Here is a 15,294-nt window from a genome sequence, read left to right as displayed (position 1 = left end):
GCCAGCCCTTTTTTACAATGCTTCCAACAGATAGTTGCCGGTTTTTAGCGCCTCAGCCAATTCTAACGAGCGTTCGGTGACTTCCAGCCAATAGGCGATGCGCACTTCATCCGTCATCTTGGAGAAATCGGTACGATCGGGAATTTTGCCAAAGGGCAGGGATTTTACCCAGGTCTCGCTTGGACACAACAACACCACATTTTGCAGGTTTTTTGCTTTGGCGCGACGCCAGCGCAGCGATTTATCAAACCAGCCCGGCGTGAGATGCGGGTAAAAATGCGGATACAGCACCAGGCCTTTGCTGCTAAACGGCCAGTCAAAATGGTAATCGGTTATACCACCATCGACAAAATGACCAAATCCGGCACCTGGAATATGTCGCACCGGAGCAATCACCAGGGGGATGGCGCCCGAGGCTAATAACGCCGGCTTTAAATTGTCGACCGTTAAAGAGATTCTTTGGGTTGGCAGGTCTTTGACATCAGCAAAAGCCGCCGCTTCACCGGTGAAGGCAGGTGTGGCAGATAACGGATGCTGAAACAAATAACGTTGATAAAACAAGCCCAGTGTTTTGCGACTCACTAAGTTAGCCGCTGCCGTTAAGGTTAATGCGCTAATTTGCGCTGCTTTACCATGGCCACTATTGAGTTTTCGTGATCTTGCGACAATAAAATTCAGCCGGAATACTGGGTTATCAATCACTTGTTGTAAATGATCAGTGGTTGGAAATACCGCATCCATCACTGTTGCTGAAGTTGCGGTAATGTCGGCAATCGTGGCATCTTTGGCATAACATAAGGTGCGGTAGGCGTCGCAAAAACGGCGCGAAGCCGCAGCTGGATCGGCCTGGGCATAACAGCCAAAGCGCCAGGCGCCGGCCGAACTTCCCAATAATTGCAGTGGTTTTTGCCGGCCTTGAAAAAATTCAGCCGCCAGATACTGATCCAAACCAAATAAACAAAACCATTTTGGGCCGCCGCTGGCGCCGACGAGTACTTCAACATCGTCGCTTTGCAGGCCATATTGCTGGATATGTCGCAGGGCGACTGGCCCGGCTTTTAGAACTAAAGGTGCATGCAAAGCTGTGTCCTTACGCTTCTGTTAGAAATGTACGTAGACCAAAAATCATTGAAGATGCGGGTTTAGTTATCACGAACCACGGCCAAACAGGCGTTGATACATCCGCTCGGCGTATTCGTCGGTCATGCCGGCAATATAATCACAAATAGCGCGGTCGCCAAGTTGCACTGCCGAAAGATCACGCCAGCGTTGCTGGGTATTAAACGGCAATAACCGCAGTGGTTCCTGGGCAAAAGCTTCAAACAGCGCTTGTACTATGGTTTGACCACGAAATTCCAGTTGCTGCAGGCTCGGGTGCAAAATGACATGCCGATAGACAAAGGATTTCAGCAGCTGCAAAATTTTCAACTCTTCCGGCGGTAACACCGCGTTATAACGGATCAAGGGTTCGGTGGCGAGCGGCAAACTTTCCTGCCATTGCACACTGGTGATCAAGCGGTTGACCAGCGCGCCAATGGCATCTTTACGGATATGATGCTGAGGTTTAAATAGTTTTTCACCTACTTTGGTGAGGAATTCAACCGTGCTCTGCTGCCAGTTGCCGGTATGTTTGGCGATTTCTTCCAGCCATAATTCACGCTGTACTGTGCCGGTAACGACCGCATCTTCCAAATCGTGCACACCGTAGGCGATATCATCGGCCAGCTCCATAATTGACGCATCCAGTGATTTATATCTGGATTTCAGAAAAGGTGCTGTTGCCAGGGTGTCCGCCGTCTGAAACTGTTCGCGGTCGGTTGGCGACAATGGCGCCAAAATCCAGTCGAGTAAATCGGTATCTTCGCGATAAATCGCTTTGCAGGGTTTGCTATTACTTCGATTCGTTGAAGCAACAGCATCTTTGGGTAACACCGGTTGTAACACCGGGTATTTTAATAAACCGAGCAAAGTCCGGCGGCTTAAATTCATGCCACCTTCGGCGGTATAAGGTTCAAGCTTGCCGACGATGCGCAGCGTCTGGCCGTTGCCTTCAAAACCGCCGGCCTGCTGCATACAATGGTGCAGCGCATATTCGCCGCCATGACCAAAAGGTGGATGGCCAATATCGTGCGCCAGACATAAAGCTTCCATCAGGCTATCGGCTGGCAGCAGCTGCGCCAAATCGGCGGACGGCGCGTTCAATTGCAACTGCGCCACCAGCGCGGTGCCAATTTGAGATGCTTCCAGTGAATGGGTGAGGCGGGTACGGTAAAAATCATTCTGGCCAACGCCCATGATCTGGGTTTTCGCCTGCAGCCGTCGAAAGGCGGCGCTATGTAAAATGCGGGCTTTATCGCGTTGCCATGGCGTGCGGTGATCCTGTGGCCGTTCGCTTTGTTCCTGCTGGCGGCGTTGTTGCCAGATTGACATGGCACTGTTCGACATTGTTGCTCCTTGCTTCAAGACTGCTTCGTAAGCGATAACTTTAATCCTACGCGAAAATACCGGCACAGGCGATACATCCCGCGGCGTCATGCTGATTTGCGCGATGAGAAAATTTTATCCGCAGCAGGGCTGGACAAACTTCAGATTAATACTGTATAAATAACCAGTATCTGATTATATGTGCAACTGAGGTGAGAAAAGCTATGGCTGTCATCGTGAAATATGTGATTGAACGCAACGGGGTTGAGAAAATGACTTTTGCTGCCAAAAGTGAAGCAGACGCTTATGACAAAATGCTCGATATTGCCGATGAGCTGTTTGTGGTGCTGGGCCAAAGTCAATTACTGGCCGATGAGTCACAGCAAGAGTCGCTGGCACTTTATCTGGCGCAAAATAAAGATGAAATTCTGCAGGCGCTGGGTGCAAAAGCGAAAACCGTAAAAAAGGATAAAGCAGCGGAGCCAGCGGCTGATCTGCTGACAGCTACTTTAGAACCGCTGGCGGATGTCGTAACTGAGTCTATCGTGGCTGCGAAACAAGCCGCCAAAGAGCTGATTATTGTGCGCGATGAAGACGACTTATTGCTGGATCGCTCCGCGGCATAACAAGCCGTGACAGTTGGTGCAATTTTGAATGAATTGTACCAACTGTCTGTCTAACTTCAGGTGAAACTCAAAGCTTAGCTGGCGGTTTAGCTAAGCTGTTGGTCTAGGGTTAGTCATCTTTAGCAACTGGGGCTGCAAGCGTTTCAGGCTCCTGTGCCGCCGGCGGCCAACCTGATTTCAGATGTAAATCCCGTTGTGGGAACGGCATGGTGATATTGTTGGCTTTAAACGCCCGCCAAATCGCCAGATTAATTTCTGATTTAACCGAAGCGGTGCCGTTTTCCATATCGGCAATCCACACCCGTAATTGCAAATTAATTCCGCTTTCGGCGAAATCCATCAGTCGCACAGTCGGCTCTGGTGTTGTGAGTACCCGCGGGGAAGCGTTGGCACATTGCAACATCAGCGCCATCGCCTGTTCCGGATCGTTGTGATAACTGATCGGAATTTTTACTTCCAGCCGCACGTTGGGGTCAGCATAACTCCAGTTGATCACTTCGGTGATAATCAGATTTTCATTGGGGATTAACGTATCAACGCCCTGCCGGTTGCGTAGTACCACATAACGGGCGTTCAGTTGTTCGACCCAGCCAAACTTATCACCCACGGTAATGATGTCACCCGGCTTGATTGACCGGTCAAATACCAGAATAAAACCGCTGATAAAGTTAGAAGCGATCCGCTGTAAACCAAAACCCAGGCCCACACCAAGCGCTCCACCAAAAATCGCCAGCGAACTTAAGTTAATACCCACGGCATTCAGTGCGAATAAAAAGGCTGAAGTAACCAGGAAAAACTTGGCGAATTTACTGAAACCAACCTGCATGCTAGGGCTGATGACCTTGGAGTTTTTCATTTTCTGGTTAATCACTTCAGCCAGCCACAATGCCAGAGTGAAGGCCAGAATAATGATCATAATAAGTTTGATCACCATCAACAGCGAAATCCGACTTTCGCCAAAAGTGACTGCCAATGCATCTAACAGTTTTAATAACGGCGCCAACCAACCCAGCAGATGTAACACCACTGTCAGCCAAATGGTAAATACCACAAAAGGCTCTGCTGATTTAATCAGCGGGCTGGATGAAAATGCTTTGCGTAGGATATACACCAGCAATCGTACTACGCCAAGCGCCAAGGCAACCGGCAATAACACATCTAATAATTTGCTTGGTATTTCATTAGCTTCCAGCAACGCGCTGCAAAACCAGAACAACAATGCCAGACTCAGCGGCATAATAATGCGCTGCGAACTACGTAAAGCTACATACATAAAGCCAGTTGGATTATGCAGTGCCAGTTTGGACTGAATATAAGAATTAAACAGCCAGGCCAGCACCAACGAGCCTGCAATTAAGGCCAGCTGGATTAAAAAATGCGGTTGACCGATCAATGTCAGTCCTTGTTGCCAAAAGTCTTGTAGTTGTTTGTTCATAGCTGTTTGTTCATGATAGGTGAAGCCTCAAATTGCCCGCAGGCAAATCTTGTCAGAGATTACGGTACCAACTGCTGAGTCATCGCAGCTGGTGCAGAATTTTGTTTATGGCGTAGTTAGTCCTGTTTGCCTAAACCTGTACTGAGTACGGTTTAATTCGTACAGTTATTGTTGCACCGGTTTTTCTTCGGCTTTTGTTTCAGCTTTTGGCGCTGCATTTGCAGCGGTGTCCGACCCGGCTTGAGCTGCTGGTGGCGCACCGGCTTTTATTTGTTGCTGTAGCTTTTGTACTTTCTGCTGCGCTTGCAATAAAGCATCGCTGGCGGCCTGTTGTTCAGTCTGTGCTTTCACCAGCGCTGCGTTTGCTAAATCTTGCAATGTGCCGGTGTTTGCCTGCGATAGTTGAGTTTCTGCCGCGATAATTTTCGCTTCTGCTTGTTCCAACGCCATTTCCGCCGCCATTTCCTGTTCGGTCGCTTTGGTTAATTGCGCTGTTAAATCTTCGACTGATTGTTTTGCAGTTTCCAAAGCCGGCGGTAGAGGCGTAGTCATTCCTCCGGTTGTTCCGGCTGTGGTTGCAGCGACCGCTTGCTGGGCTGTTAGCTGTTGTTCAGCGTCTTTTTGCGTATTGATCTGATTGATGATTGGATCGGTTGCTTCGGTAACAAATTGTTGTTTTTGTTCCTTTATTTGTTCAGCCGCGCTTTGTTGTTGGTATTTTTCGGATAGCTCTTTGACGCTGGTGCCCTTGGCGAGTTGCGCTGCGGCATCCGCTTGCTCAGCGGTGAGACCCAGATCACCGGTAGCTTTTTCAGTGGCGACTTCTGTGGCCTTTACCGTCGCTGCCTCAGTCGCCTGAGTCGCAGCCAATGCTTTGACATCTCCGCCGGTCGCCGCAGTTTTAACCAGTGCTGATTGATTTTTGGACAGTCCAAGGCTACTACTGGCTTTGTTAGTTGCTGCATCGGTCGCCTGAGTCACAGCCAATGCTTTGACATCACCACCGGAGGCAGCGGTTTTGACTAGAGCCGTCTGGTCTTTCGAAAGTCCCAGTGTGGTCGATGCTTTGCCAGTGGCAGCGTCAGTTGCCTGAGTGACCGCAAGCGCTTTGACGTCGCCGCCGGTGGCTGCTGTGGTCACCAGCGCGGTCTGATTTTCGGATAAACCCAGGTTACTGCCAGCAGTGGTGGCCGCTTTGGTCAGTGCCATCTGTTTCAGTTTGACCGGGTCGGTGTAGTTGACCAGTTCGCTTGGCCAGCTTGGGATCACTTTGGCTGCTTGTTGATTCAGCTGTTCGGCAAACACAAGTGGTGCGCCACCACTGACCAGTAATACCGCCATTTGGTTGGTTTCGGCGTTCCAGACAAAACCGGCTTTTTCAGCCAGTTGTGGGACCGGCGTATAGTTGGACACCAGATAAAACAGCGGGCCTTCTTGCTGAATTTTATTGGCGGTATTGAGCAATGAAACGGCGGTACTGTAGTTATCACCTAACAGCGCCTGCATCCGGCCTTTAAGGAGAGGTTGCTCAAATAAATTCGCGGTTTTCGGGTCTAAGCCAACCAGAGGTTTGAGCAGTGCCCACATCAATTGGCCTTGTGGTGACAGCAACAGCATGGGCGCCACACAGGCCGACAACGACAGCATTAATGCCAGGCTAAGTAGCCAGGTCCGGTAGCGATGAATGAATTGTTTCAAGCGAATAATCCCAGCGAAAGGTTGCCGACGACCGATGAATTTCAGGCCGACAAGGCTACCATAATCGCTGGTTGTTCAGCCAGAGCTGTCCATCGTTAGCGCACAGTTTTAAGCAATTTCGCGATGGTCGGCAGCAGACAGCTGCAGGCCGTTACTAAAGCATCAATAAGCTGAATCATGACCGGAATTACCGCGGCCAAACGCCGGATGCCAGTTGGTCCAGACTGGTTGTAGACCCAGCTCGGTCAGGCGCTGCGCCATTCGCCCGGCACTGCGATCATCATCAATACTAAATTGCTGCAGGCTTTCCGGCGCCACCTGATAGCCACCTGGCTGCGTTTTCGAGCCAGCGCTTAAACTGGTGATCATCAGTGGCAATAGCAGATCCCGAAGCTGAGGGCTTTCGCGGGTGGACAGGGTTAAATCAATTTCTGGCGCCAATAGCCGGAATGCGCAGTACAACTGGACTAATTCACGATCGCTAACCGGAAACTGACTTTCGATGCCACCACTGCAGGGGCGCAAGCGGGGTAAGGCGATACTAAATTGGCAATAAGGGTATTGTTGCTGCAGATACCGCAGGTGTGTTGCCAGTAGCACTGCATCCAACCGCCAGTCGGCCAGCCCCAGCAAAATGCCTAGGCCGATTTTGTCGACACCAGCCGCGCCAATCCGATCCGGGCAATCTAAGCGCCAGATCATATCCATCTTCTTGCCTTTCAGATGGTATTTGGCATAGGCCTGACTTTGATAAGTTTCCTGATACACCAGCACGGTATCAATTCCAAGCAGTTTCAGTTCTCGATACTCATCACACCCCAACGGCTGCACTTCCAGCATCAGCCGGCTAAACAATGGTTTTAACAGTGGGATCTGTTGGCGAAAATAGGTCATGCCGACTTTACGTTCGTGCTCACCTGCCACCAGCAATAACTGATCATGACCTAAAGCTTTAACGGCATTGGCTTCTTCGACCAGTTCATGGTCGGTCAGCACCCGGCGTTTAATTGCCTGACTCATCGAAAAACCGCAATAAGTACATTCGTTGGCGCAGAGATTTGACAGATATAAAGGTGCGAACAATTGCCGGGCCGCACCGAATTGCTGTGTCGTCAGCAAGCTGGCTTTTTCCAGCAGTTGCGGCAGCTTGGGTAATGCGGCCGGGCTTAGCAGTGCCTGAAAATCAACGAGGCTCAGTTTGGTTGAATTGAGCGCGCGTCGAACCGCAGCTTCATCAAAAGTTGCCATTTGCAAGGCGACTAAATCGATTTGGGTGAGGACTTCGCTGAAATTGTTCATCTAAAAGATGTCCTCAGGATAAAAATGTCAGCAGCGATTCAATCGGACTGCTGGCACTGGCTTGCAAACTTGGCGGCGCACAACGAGCGGATCGCGCAGCCATACCGGCCTCAACCGCCAGTCTAAAACCGTGGGCGGCCTGCACCGGATCGGCAGCGGTAGCAATCGCGGTATTGACCAGCACAGCCGCTGCACCCAATTCCAATGCAGCACAGGCATGGCTCGGTAAGCCGATACCGGCATCGACAATCACCGGCACCTTGGCTTGTTCGATAATAATTTCCAGCATGGCTTTATTCTGCAGCCCTTGATTCGAGCCAATGGCGGAGCCGAGCGGCATCACAGCTGCACAACCTGCCTCTTGTAAGCGCAGACAGAGCATTGGATCAGCACTGCAATAGGGCAATACCACAAAACCCAGTTTTACCAATTGCCGCGCGGCAATTAAAGTTTGTTCTGGATCCGGCATCAGATAACGGGCATCCGGATGAATTTCCAGCTTCACCCAGTTGGTCTGTAATAGTTCCCGCGCCAGCTCAGCGGCGAAAATGGCTTCCCGCGCATCAACGGCGCCTGAAGTGTTGGGTAAAATTCGTACCCCGGCTTGCTGCAGTGGGCTGATGAGATCCAGGCTCGGTTGGCCCGGTTTAATCCTTTTTAATGCCACGGTCACCAAGCCGCTGCCGCTGGCTTTGACCGCATCCAACATCCCTTGTGGGCTACTAAATTTGCCGCTGCCAAGCAGCAAACGACTGGGTAATTCAATGTCTGCCAATGTGAACATGCTAACCTCCGGCCACCAGATTAAACATCAGCACCTGATCCCGCGCCTGCAAGGAGCGATCAGCCCAAAGCCGGCGTGGCATAATTTCGGTGTTCAGCGCGATAGCCACATGCTGACCGTCAGCAAATTGTTGCTGCAACTGTTGTAAATCCATGCCAGCGGCGACTTGTAGCCGATCACCGTTTAAATATATATCAATCATTTCAGACATCTGCGGTAACTCCACAACATTCGCATTGGGGATCTGCCAGCAATTGGCACTGGCTGAATTGTTGGTGATGATGTTGGTAAATTTGCACAAAACTGCGCCGACGGCGGCCGTTTGCCAGTTGTTGTAGCGCCATACTGGCCAGTTGCAAGCCAAGCTGGCCGACTAACGGCGTGTAGACGCCTTGTTGCAGGCAGCCACCCGTCAATAGCGGTTGCTGGTGGCCAAGGCAATGTAAACAGCCGCCACTGGTCGGATTAATCAACCAGCTGTACCCCTGATAGCCACTGGCCGAGGCGCCGAGCCAGCACCGTTGTTGTTGTTGGCAAATCCGGTTAATGGCAAGTTTAGTGGCAAGGTTGTCGCTGCAATCGAGCACCAGATCAGCCCAGGCGATCCGTCTGGATAATTCAGCTTCATCCAACATTTGCGGCAATGCATCAATCCGGACAAACGGGTTCAGTTGTTGCAATGTTGCCGCAGCAGCTTCGGCTTTGTTCAGACCAATATCGCTGGTCCGGAACAAGGTCTGCCGCGGTAAGTTACTCAGTTCCACCTTATCGCCGTCAGCCAGTAGGAGCCAGCCGACACCGGCGCCGGCCAGATAAGTAGCGGCCGGACAACCAAGACCGCCCAGCCCGATAATCAATAGCTTTTTCTGCAGCAGCTGTAACTGGCGTTGTTCGGACCAGTCCGGCAATAACAATTGCCGGCTGTAATACAAAAACTGCTGATCGGGTAACGGTGATTGCAGCGATGCCGGTATGCTGTGGTTGGCTGATGTGATCAATTTAATAGGCATCCCGCTCAACCCCCGGTGTCAGTTGTAAGGCATGGCAATATTGCTGCAATTGTTGCAACGCTTTTTCCGGCTGTGGCGCGGCCAGAATGGCGGAAACAACCGCCACTCCACGCACGCCGGTTTGCACCACCGCCTGAATGTTGCGTTCATCGATGCCGCCAATCGCTACCGTCGGCACACTCGGCAATGTCGCGCACAACCTGACATATTGCTGCAACCGTTGCAGTCCTTGCGGCGCAGAAGGCATCTGTTTGGTGTTGGTCGGGAAAATATGGCCAAGTGCAATATAAGACGGCTGCAATGGCAATACCCTGGCGAGTTCGGCATAACCGTGGGTCGAAACCCCCAAGCGTAGGCCTTGTTCGGCAATGGCTGTCAGATCTGCATCCGCGAGATCTTCTTGCCCCAAATGCACGCCAAAGGCCTGATATTTAATGGCGAGCTGCCAGTGATCGTTAATAAACAGCTGGATTTGATAGTCGCGGCATAGTTCTACAGCGTGTTGAATTTGCCGTTCCAGCTCGGCGGCCGTTTTGTTTTTCAGCCGTAGTTGAATGGTCTGTACGCCTAGTGGCAACAGGCGAATGAGCCACTGTAAATCATCAACCACCGGGTACAACCCGATGGGCTGGGTTAAACGGGCAAATTTTAGCTGCTCAGGTAAAGGTGCTGTGCAATCCTGCCAGAGCGGAAAATCAGTTTGCTGACGCGGCCAGCCAGCCACGCCAAGGCTACCGGCACCGGCGCCTGTCGGATAACTTAAACGTAACGCCTGTTGTAAATAGGCGCGGGCAATAGTGACCGCATCTGGTTTGGCATAACCTAGCGCCAACGCCGTTGCCAAGGCGCTCGCAAGGGTGCAGCCAGTGCCGCGGCTATGGTTGCTGGCCTGCCTTGGTGCACTGATGAAACTGCTTTGTTGCCCGGAACACCATAAGTCGGTGCAGTGAAGTGGATCATCACCATGGCCACCTTTGAGTAAAATATCGCCGCTAAAATGCTGGCGCAGAGTATGCAATTGCGACAGCGCCTGCTCGTCGTTGACCGCTGTGGCGATGCGATCGGTCTGACTTAACCACGAAAGTTCAGCCAGATTGGGCGTCAGAATATCCACTACCTGCAACAATTGCCGGATACTGTCAAAAGAGAGCTCCGACAACATGGCACCAGAGCTGGCATAAATCACCGGATCCCAAATCACTGGTGTCGTTTCGGCGGTACGACTGCGAAGCTTTGCCAGCCAGTTTGCCAATGCCAACGCTATTGTCGTGTCCGGCAATTGGCCAATTTTGATGGCGGCCGGTGTTAAATCAGCTGCCAGCGTATCAAGTTGTGCCAACAGCTGTGGTGGCGTGACAGCAAATACTGCGTCCAGTTGCCGTGAGTTTTGCGCAGTGATGGCGGTGATCACCGTGCAGCCGTGGCCGCCGAGCGCAGTGACGGTGCGTAAATCGGCCTGAATGCCAGCACCGCCGCCACTGTCGCTGCCACCTATCAGCCAGACTAAAGGTGGCTTTTCAGCGCTGGCATTGCCTGCTGGATGTAAAAAGCGCTGGCCATTCATACCAGCTCCTTGGCCAGATCTGTTGTATCGCGATTGCCAGTGTCGGAACTAAAAGTGTCGGAAGTACTCATGTTGGTAGTTGCCAATTGCGGCCGCACCGCGTCTACCGGCACCGCTAAATCCCGCAGCTGCTGATTGAGCTTCATTGAACAAAACTTTGGTCCGCACATCGAACAAAATTCCGCATGCTCGTCGGCCTGGCCCGCTGGGGCACTTTGCTGGTAATAAGCGCGGGCGGTATCAGGATCCAAAGCAAGATTAAATTGATCCTGCCAGCGAAAATCATAGCGTGCCGCCGACAGCGCGTTGTCCCGCAGTTGTGCCGCTGGATGGCCTTTGGCTAAATCTGCTGCATGAGCGGCAATTTTGTAGGTAATCAGCCCTTGTTTTACATCTTCCTTGTCGGGCAGGCCGAGGTGTTCTTTGGGCGTAACATAACAGAGCATGGCGCAACCGAACCAACCTATTAAGGCCGCGCCAATGCCGGAAGTAATATGGTCATAACCCGGTGCGATATCGGTGGTCAACGGCCCTAAAGTGTAAAACGGCGCTTCATGGCAATGCTTTAGCTGCTCTGTCATGTTGGCTTCAATTAACTGCAACGGTACATGGCCAGGGCCTTCAATCATTACCTGCACGTCATATTCCCAGGCAATTTTGGTCAGCTCGCCTAAAGTGCGAAGCTCGGCAAATTGTGCTTCGTCATTGGCATCAGCGATGGAGCCAGGCCTTAATCCATCGCCCAGCGACAGTGAAATATCGTATTGGGCGCACAGAGCACAAATCTCACGAAAGTGTTGATAGATAAAGTTTTGTTGCTGCTTGGTCTGACACCACTGCGCCATAATCGCGCCGCCGCGTGAAACGATACCGGTCAGGCGTTTGGCGGTCAGAGGCAAAAATTCCCACAGTACACCAGCATGGATTGTAAAATAATCAACACCTTGCTCGGCTTGTTCCTGCAAGGTTTCGAGGAATAATTCCCAGCTGAGTGCGTCCACTTTGCCACCAACTTTTTCCAGACATTGGTAAATCGGCACCGTGCCAATCGGCACCGGGCTGTTGCGGATAATCCATTCACGGGTCTGGTGAATGCGCCGTCCGGTGGATAAATCCATTACTGTATCTGCACCCCAGCGGGTTGACCAAATCAGTTTTTCCACTTCTTCTTCGATGCTGGAACTAACCGAGGAATTACCAATATTGGCGTTCACCTTTACTAAAAAATTCCGGCCAATAATCATTGGCTCTGCTTCAGGGTGATTGATATTTAACGGAATAATGGCGCGGCCAGCAGCGACTTCTGCCCGTACGAATTCGGCATCAATTTGCTTTGGAATATGGGCACCAAAACTGCGGCCAGTTTGTTGCGGGTGTAACCGTTCATCTTGTTGCGACGCCAGATTGTTGATCGCCATATTTTCACGGCAGGCGATAAATTTCATTTCAGCCGTAATAATGCCGGCACGGGCGTAATGCAGTTGGGTCACGGTTTTGCCGGGCAGGGCGCGGCGGCAACCGGTGCTAAATTCGGTCGGCCATTGTTCCAGCTCAATATCATCTGGTGAAAACTGGCGCTGGGTCGGCGTGGTGTCCAGACGGGCATCCAGCCAGGTTTGTCGAAAAGCGGGCAGACCCCGGCGAACGTTAACCTGCTGCATTGGATCGCCAAAAGCGCCGCTACAGTCATAGAGGAAAATCTGGCTTTTTAGGGCGTCAGTTAAAGTAACAGCACGGCAGGGCACCTGAATATCGTCACCCGCATCCAGATAGACCCGGCTGGAACCGGAAAACTGATGCGGTGTGATCTGGTGAATATTCTGCATCGCCTGCTGGCGCAAAGCCCGACGGTTGGCGCCGGCGCTTGCGGTATTCAGGTTACTTTGGATATCCGAACTAAAAGTAGGGTGATCTAACAGTTTTGAAGACATAGCAATCCTTAATAAACCAATGGGTTAACAAAGTTGCTTGTCTGGAGTAAGTTGGAGTAATGACGGCTGTTGGCCGCTCGGATTGCATATGACGTACGACACTGTAGCAATCCGGTTTGACTGGCGGATTGATCCCAAAAATGACCCGAAAAATGGTCTAAATATGGGAAAAACTCCGGGTACATTACCCTTGTTCCCTTCGCAGGTTCTAACCTGATCAGGTTCAACGGATCCCGCGTAACGCGGTCTCAGCCCAAGTGGGCACTCCGACAAGAGCGCCGAGTATAGGGAAAGATAAAGTTTAAACGCAAGCAAAAACGCAGTTGTTTTTAAAACAAAGCTGCGCGGACGTGAATGAAAGGTACGCTAAATTGAGCGGGTGTTACGGTGAAACTGCGTTTTTGCTGCGGTACTTGATTGGAATTGCAGAATAATTTACTGAAAACCAGCATCTTTGGGTTTGGTCAGCGCATCTTGTTGTTGCTGCTGCTTGGTGTGAATACGCCGTTCGCGATATTGTTCCACCGACTTGGCAACACTGTGATAGAGCAGCGTCATTGGACCCATTTTCAGCAGATGCCCGCGAATGGTCCACCAGATATGTGCCAGTCGGTACCAGCTACTTTGGGGGTTGAACAATTGGGCTAATAACCAACGCATGGAACGACGCTGTGAGTGGTTGGCAAAAGGTTTTAACTGGCTCAGTGCCTGCGCGGAAACGTTTATCTGGAACAACCATTCGAGTACATCAAAGGCATAATAGACCGCAGCTTGCGCATTTAAATCAGTCGCGGCTTGTACGATGTCCGTTTCACCTTCAGCAATTGCATCCAGATATAGCTGGTATAAATCCCATAAGTCTTTGACCAGCTTATGGGTTTCATCCTGATAAAACAAATGCACACAGGCATGCACAAACATCAGTGCTTTGGTCGGCACGGCAAAGGACGAACCCGCCAGCGGGATCGACTGACGCAGCATCGGCTCAATGAGAATGTTTTCCTGCGACGACACCGGATAAATATGATGGTGCAAATCGATGGACACACCACGTAGATAGTGAATTAACGGCGGGTGTTGATGCGACCAGCGTAAGTAATAACGCCGGTCATAATCCGACATCCCAAATTCAATAAAACCGGCTTCATTTAACCGTTGCAATGCATCCGGAAACTGCTGCTGTGGCACCAGAATATCAATGTCAGAAAAGACCCTGCCTCGGGCCATCGCCAATTCAGTCAGTCGGTAAGCACAGCCTTTGAGCAAGACACATGGATAAGGCGCGTCGCTGAAAAAGGGTTCCAGTTTCAGCATTTCTTTGATTAAACTGATTTTTTGTTTTTGCGCGTAGATATAACCGGAATATAAATGTGTTTTTACTTTATCCGGGATCGCATCATATAAACCAGCATCCTGCAGTAGGAAATAACAACTGCCAAGCAGTGCTTGTTCCCGCGCCTGATGAATGAAGTCGGTCCATTGCTGTGTGCTGGCATTCTTAATAAATTGTGCTGGATTTTGCAGCAGTTGCAGGCAGACAGGCGTCATCAGTCAAGCTCCGCAATCAGCTGCAAAGCCTCGTCGGTATCTGCATATTCCAACCGGATCCCGACCACTTGCTTTACTAAACGTCCCAAAGTTTCAAACCCCACTTCTGCCAACACTGTGTAGTTAAAACAGTTCACTGCCAACTGCATGAACAACTGGCTTTGAGCAATACCGGAGAATTCTGTGGCAGCAACATTGGCATTGTATTTGGGGAAAATCACATAAGCAGGTTGCACCGGCTGATGCATCAACTGCCAGCTTTCTGCGGTGGGTGGTAAATAACCGATAGTGCCTTTAAAAGTATCCGGCACCACACATTGCACAATATTTTTGGCATAACGTTGATTGAGCACGGCAATGGAGCGGTTTTTTAAACTGATCGGCCGCACAAAGGGTAAAATTAATCCGGTTTGTGGATCAATCAGGCAATGTTCATCCGATAACAAACGCCAGCCAGACAACATCAACAGCGCGCATAAGGTACTTTTGCCAGAGCCGGGTGGCGCCGGCAAAATCAGACTGATGCCGCTTTTTTCAAGCACCGCGGCGTGAATGCAAAGGTAGCGGTTTTGATACGAAGACACCGCCCAGTTTAAACCCCATTCAAATACACTGAGTAACTGTGGTTTGGCGGTCATCCGAAAATGATGCTGACCCAATTTAAAGGCGTAGCTCTGACTTAATGATAACCAATTCTTTTTGAAGTCAATTTGAAAATCAACAATGTCAGATGCAGGTGTGCTTTGAAGTACCGACGATGGATAAAGTTGTTGTAGTTGATCATACAACACAGAGCCACTGGTATTGACCTGAAAATTAAAAGGGGCAGAGGCCAGCACAAAACTTGTTGTCATTGATGATCAATTTTCTACTGAAGAAGTGGTTACGTTAGCAGTTTCGGGCAGTTGGATCCATGTATCTTGCGTAAATACATCAAAACAGACCACACCCGAGTTGTCGTCGGTGGTGAGTGTT

The 15,294-nt window shown here is 50.7% G+C and carries 13 protein-coding genes and 1 riboswitch; of the genes, 1 reads left to right on the top strand and 12 read right to left on the bottom strand.

The genetic code is table 11. The features are described 5' to 3' along the window. Positions 1–12 precede the first annotated feature (12 nt). The gene (locus tag A5320_RS08005; RefSeq protein ID WP_068063327.1) at positions 13–1,080 is read right to left on the bottom strand and encodes a patatin-like phospholipase family protein; all 1,068 of its coding nucleotides are present in this window, start codon (positions 1,078–1,080) and stop codon (positions 13–15) included. A 69-nt stretch (positions 1,081–1,149) separates the two neighbouring features. Further along, positions 1,150–2,445 carry an anti-phage deoxyguanosine triphosphatase gene (locus A5320_RS08000; RefSeq protein WP_197490037.1) on the bottom strand — a complete coding sequence of 432 codons (1,296 nt, stop codon included), beginning with the start codon at positions 2,443–2,445 and terminating at the stop codon, positions 1,150–1,152. A gap of 203 nt (positions 2,446–2,648) precedes the next feature. Here A5320_RS08000 and A5320_RS22440 point away from each other — a divergent pair, with 203 nt between their 5' ends. Continuing rightward, a complete protein-coding gene (locus tag A5320_RS22440; RefSeq protein WP_082971633.1) occupies positions 2,649–3,050 on the top strand; it encodes a YebG family protein in 402 nt (133 codons plus the stop codon). A gap of 109 nt (positions 3,051–3,159) precedes the next feature. On the opposite strand, the gene A5320_RS07990 is transcribed toward A5320_RS22440, so the two are convergent. The 10 genes from A5320_RS07990 to A5320_RS07945 form a co-directional block, all read right to left on the bottom strand. Further along, complete coding sequence (locus A5320_RS07990; protein ID WP_068063325.1) at positions 3,160–4,485, bottom strand: mechanosensitive ion channel family protein; 1,326 nt, start codon at positions 4,483–4,485, stop codon at positions 3,160–3,162. Positions 4,486–4,650: 165 nt separating this feature from the next. Next, complete coding sequence (locus A5320_RS22145) at positions 4,651–6,183, bottom strand: hypothetical protein (protein WP_197490036.1); 1,533 nt, start codon at positions 6,181–6,183, stop codon at positions 4,651–4,653. 162 nt (positions 6,184–6,345) lie between these two features. Beyond that, on the bottom strand, positions 6,346–7,482 hold the full coding sequence (gene thiH / locus A5320_RS07980; RefSeq protein WP_068063323.1) for a 2-iminoacetate synthase ThiH: 1,137 nt from the start codon (positions 7,480–7,482) through the stop codon (positions 6,346–6,348). Between the two features lie 13 nt (positions 7,483–7,495). Beyond that, entirely contained in the window at positions 7,496–8,266 is a 771-nt protein-coding gene (locus A5320_RS07975) for a thiazole synthase (RefSeq protein ID WP_068063321.1), read from the bottom strand. 1 nt (position 8,267) lies between these two features. After that, positions 8,268–8,477, bottom strand: a complete 210-nt coding sequence (gene thiS / locus A5320_RS07970) for a sulfur carrier protein ThiS (RefSeq protein ID WP_082971632.1) — start codon at positions 8,475–8,477, stop codon at positions 8,268–8,270. Then, positions 8,470–9,276: a HesA/MoeB/ThiF family protein gene (locus A5320_RS07965; RefSeq protein ID WP_068063318.1), complete on the bottom strand. Its 807-nt coding sequence runs from the start codon at positions 9,274–9,276 to the stop codon at positions 8,470–8,472. Before A5320_RS07965 ends, thiS begins: the two co-directional genes overlap by 8 nt. Then, positions 9,266–10,840: a thiamine phosphate synthase gene (gene thiE / locus A5320_RS07960; RefSeq protein WP_068063316.1), complete on the bottom strand. Its 1,575-nt coding sequence runs from the start codon at positions 10,838–10,840 to the stop codon at positions 9,266–9,268. Before thiE ends, A5320_RS07965 begins: the two co-directional genes overlap by 11 nt. Next, entirely contained in the window at positions 10,837–12,666 is a 1,830-nt protein-coding gene (thiC, locus tag A5320_RS07955; protein ID WP_197490081.1) for a phosphomethylpyrimidine synthase ThiC, read from the bottom strand. Before thiC ends, thiE begins: the two co-directional genes overlap by 4 nt. A gap of 282 nt (positions 12,667–12,948) precedes the next feature. Continuing rightward, positions 12,949–13,050, bottom strand: a riboswitch (TPP riboswitch). A 156-nt stretch (positions 13,051–13,206) separates the two neighbouring features. Then, positions 13,207–14,319: a nucleotidyltransferase domain-containing protein gene (locus A5320_RS07950; RefSeq protein WP_068063314.1), complete on the bottom strand. Its 1,113-nt coding sequence runs from the start codon at positions 14,317–14,319 to the stop codon at positions 13,207–13,209. After that, complete coding sequence (locus A5320_RS07945; protein ID WP_068063312.1) at positions 14,319–15,173, bottom strand: HprK-related kinase A; 855 nt, start codon at positions 15,171–15,173, stop codon at positions 14,319–14,321. Before A5320_RS07945 ends, A5320_RS07950 begins: the two co-directional genes overlap by 1 nt. Between the last annotated feature and the right edge of the window lie 121 nt (positions 15,174–15,294).

Origin of the sequence: Rheinheimera sp. SA_1 (assembly GCF_001669775.1) — a bacterium.
Taxonomy (GTDB): Bacteria; Pseudomonadota; Gammaproteobacteria; order Enterobacterales; family Alteromonadaceae; genus Pararheinheimera.
The sequence above is the reverse complement of the archived record's forward strand: the minus strand, read 5'-3'. Positions and strand labels throughout refer to the sequence as shown.

Coding starts and splice junctions, on each gene's coding strand:
- A5320_RS08000 (WP_197490037.1), bottom strand. CDS start 2,445: ATGTCGAACAGTGCCATGTCAATCTGGCAACAACGCCGCCAGCAGGAA.
- A5320_RS22440 (WP_082971633.1), top strand. CDS start 2,649: ATGGCTGTCATCGTGAAATATGTGATTGAACGCAACGGGGTTGAGAAA.
- A5320_RS07990 (WP_068063325.1), bottom strand. CDS start 4,485: ATGAACAAACAACTACAAGACTTTTGGCAACAAGGACTGACATTGATC.
- thiH (WP_068063323.1), bottom strand. CDS start 7,482: ATGAACAATTTCAGCGAAGTCCTCACCCAAATCGATTTAGTCGCCTTG.
- A5320_RS07975 (WP_068063321.1), bottom strand. CDS start 8,266: ATGTTCACATTGGCAGACATTGAATTACCCAGTCGTTTGCTGCTTGGC.
- thiS (WP_082971632.1), bottom strand. CDS start 8,477: ATGTCTGAAATGATTGATATATATTTAAACGGTGATCGGCTACAAGTC.
- A5320_RS07965 (WP_068063318.1), bottom strand. CDS start 9,276: ATGCCTATTAAATTGATCACATCAGCCAACCACAGCATACCGGCATCG.
- thiE (WP_068063316.1), bottom strand. CDS start 10,840: ATGAATGGCCAGCGCTTTTTACATCCAGCAGGCAATGCCAGCGCTGAA.
- thiC (WP_197490081.1), bottom strand. CDS start 12,666: ATGCAGAATATTCACCAGATCACACCGCATCAGTTTTCCGGTTCCAGC.
- A5320_RS07950 (WP_068063314.1), bottom strand. CDS start 14,319: ATGACGCCTGTCTGCCTGCAACTGCTGCAAAATCCAGCACAATTTATT.
- A5320_RS07945 (WP_068063312.1), bottom strand. CDS start 15,173: ATGACAACAAGTTTTGTGCTGGCCTCTGCCCCTTTTAATTTTCAGGTC.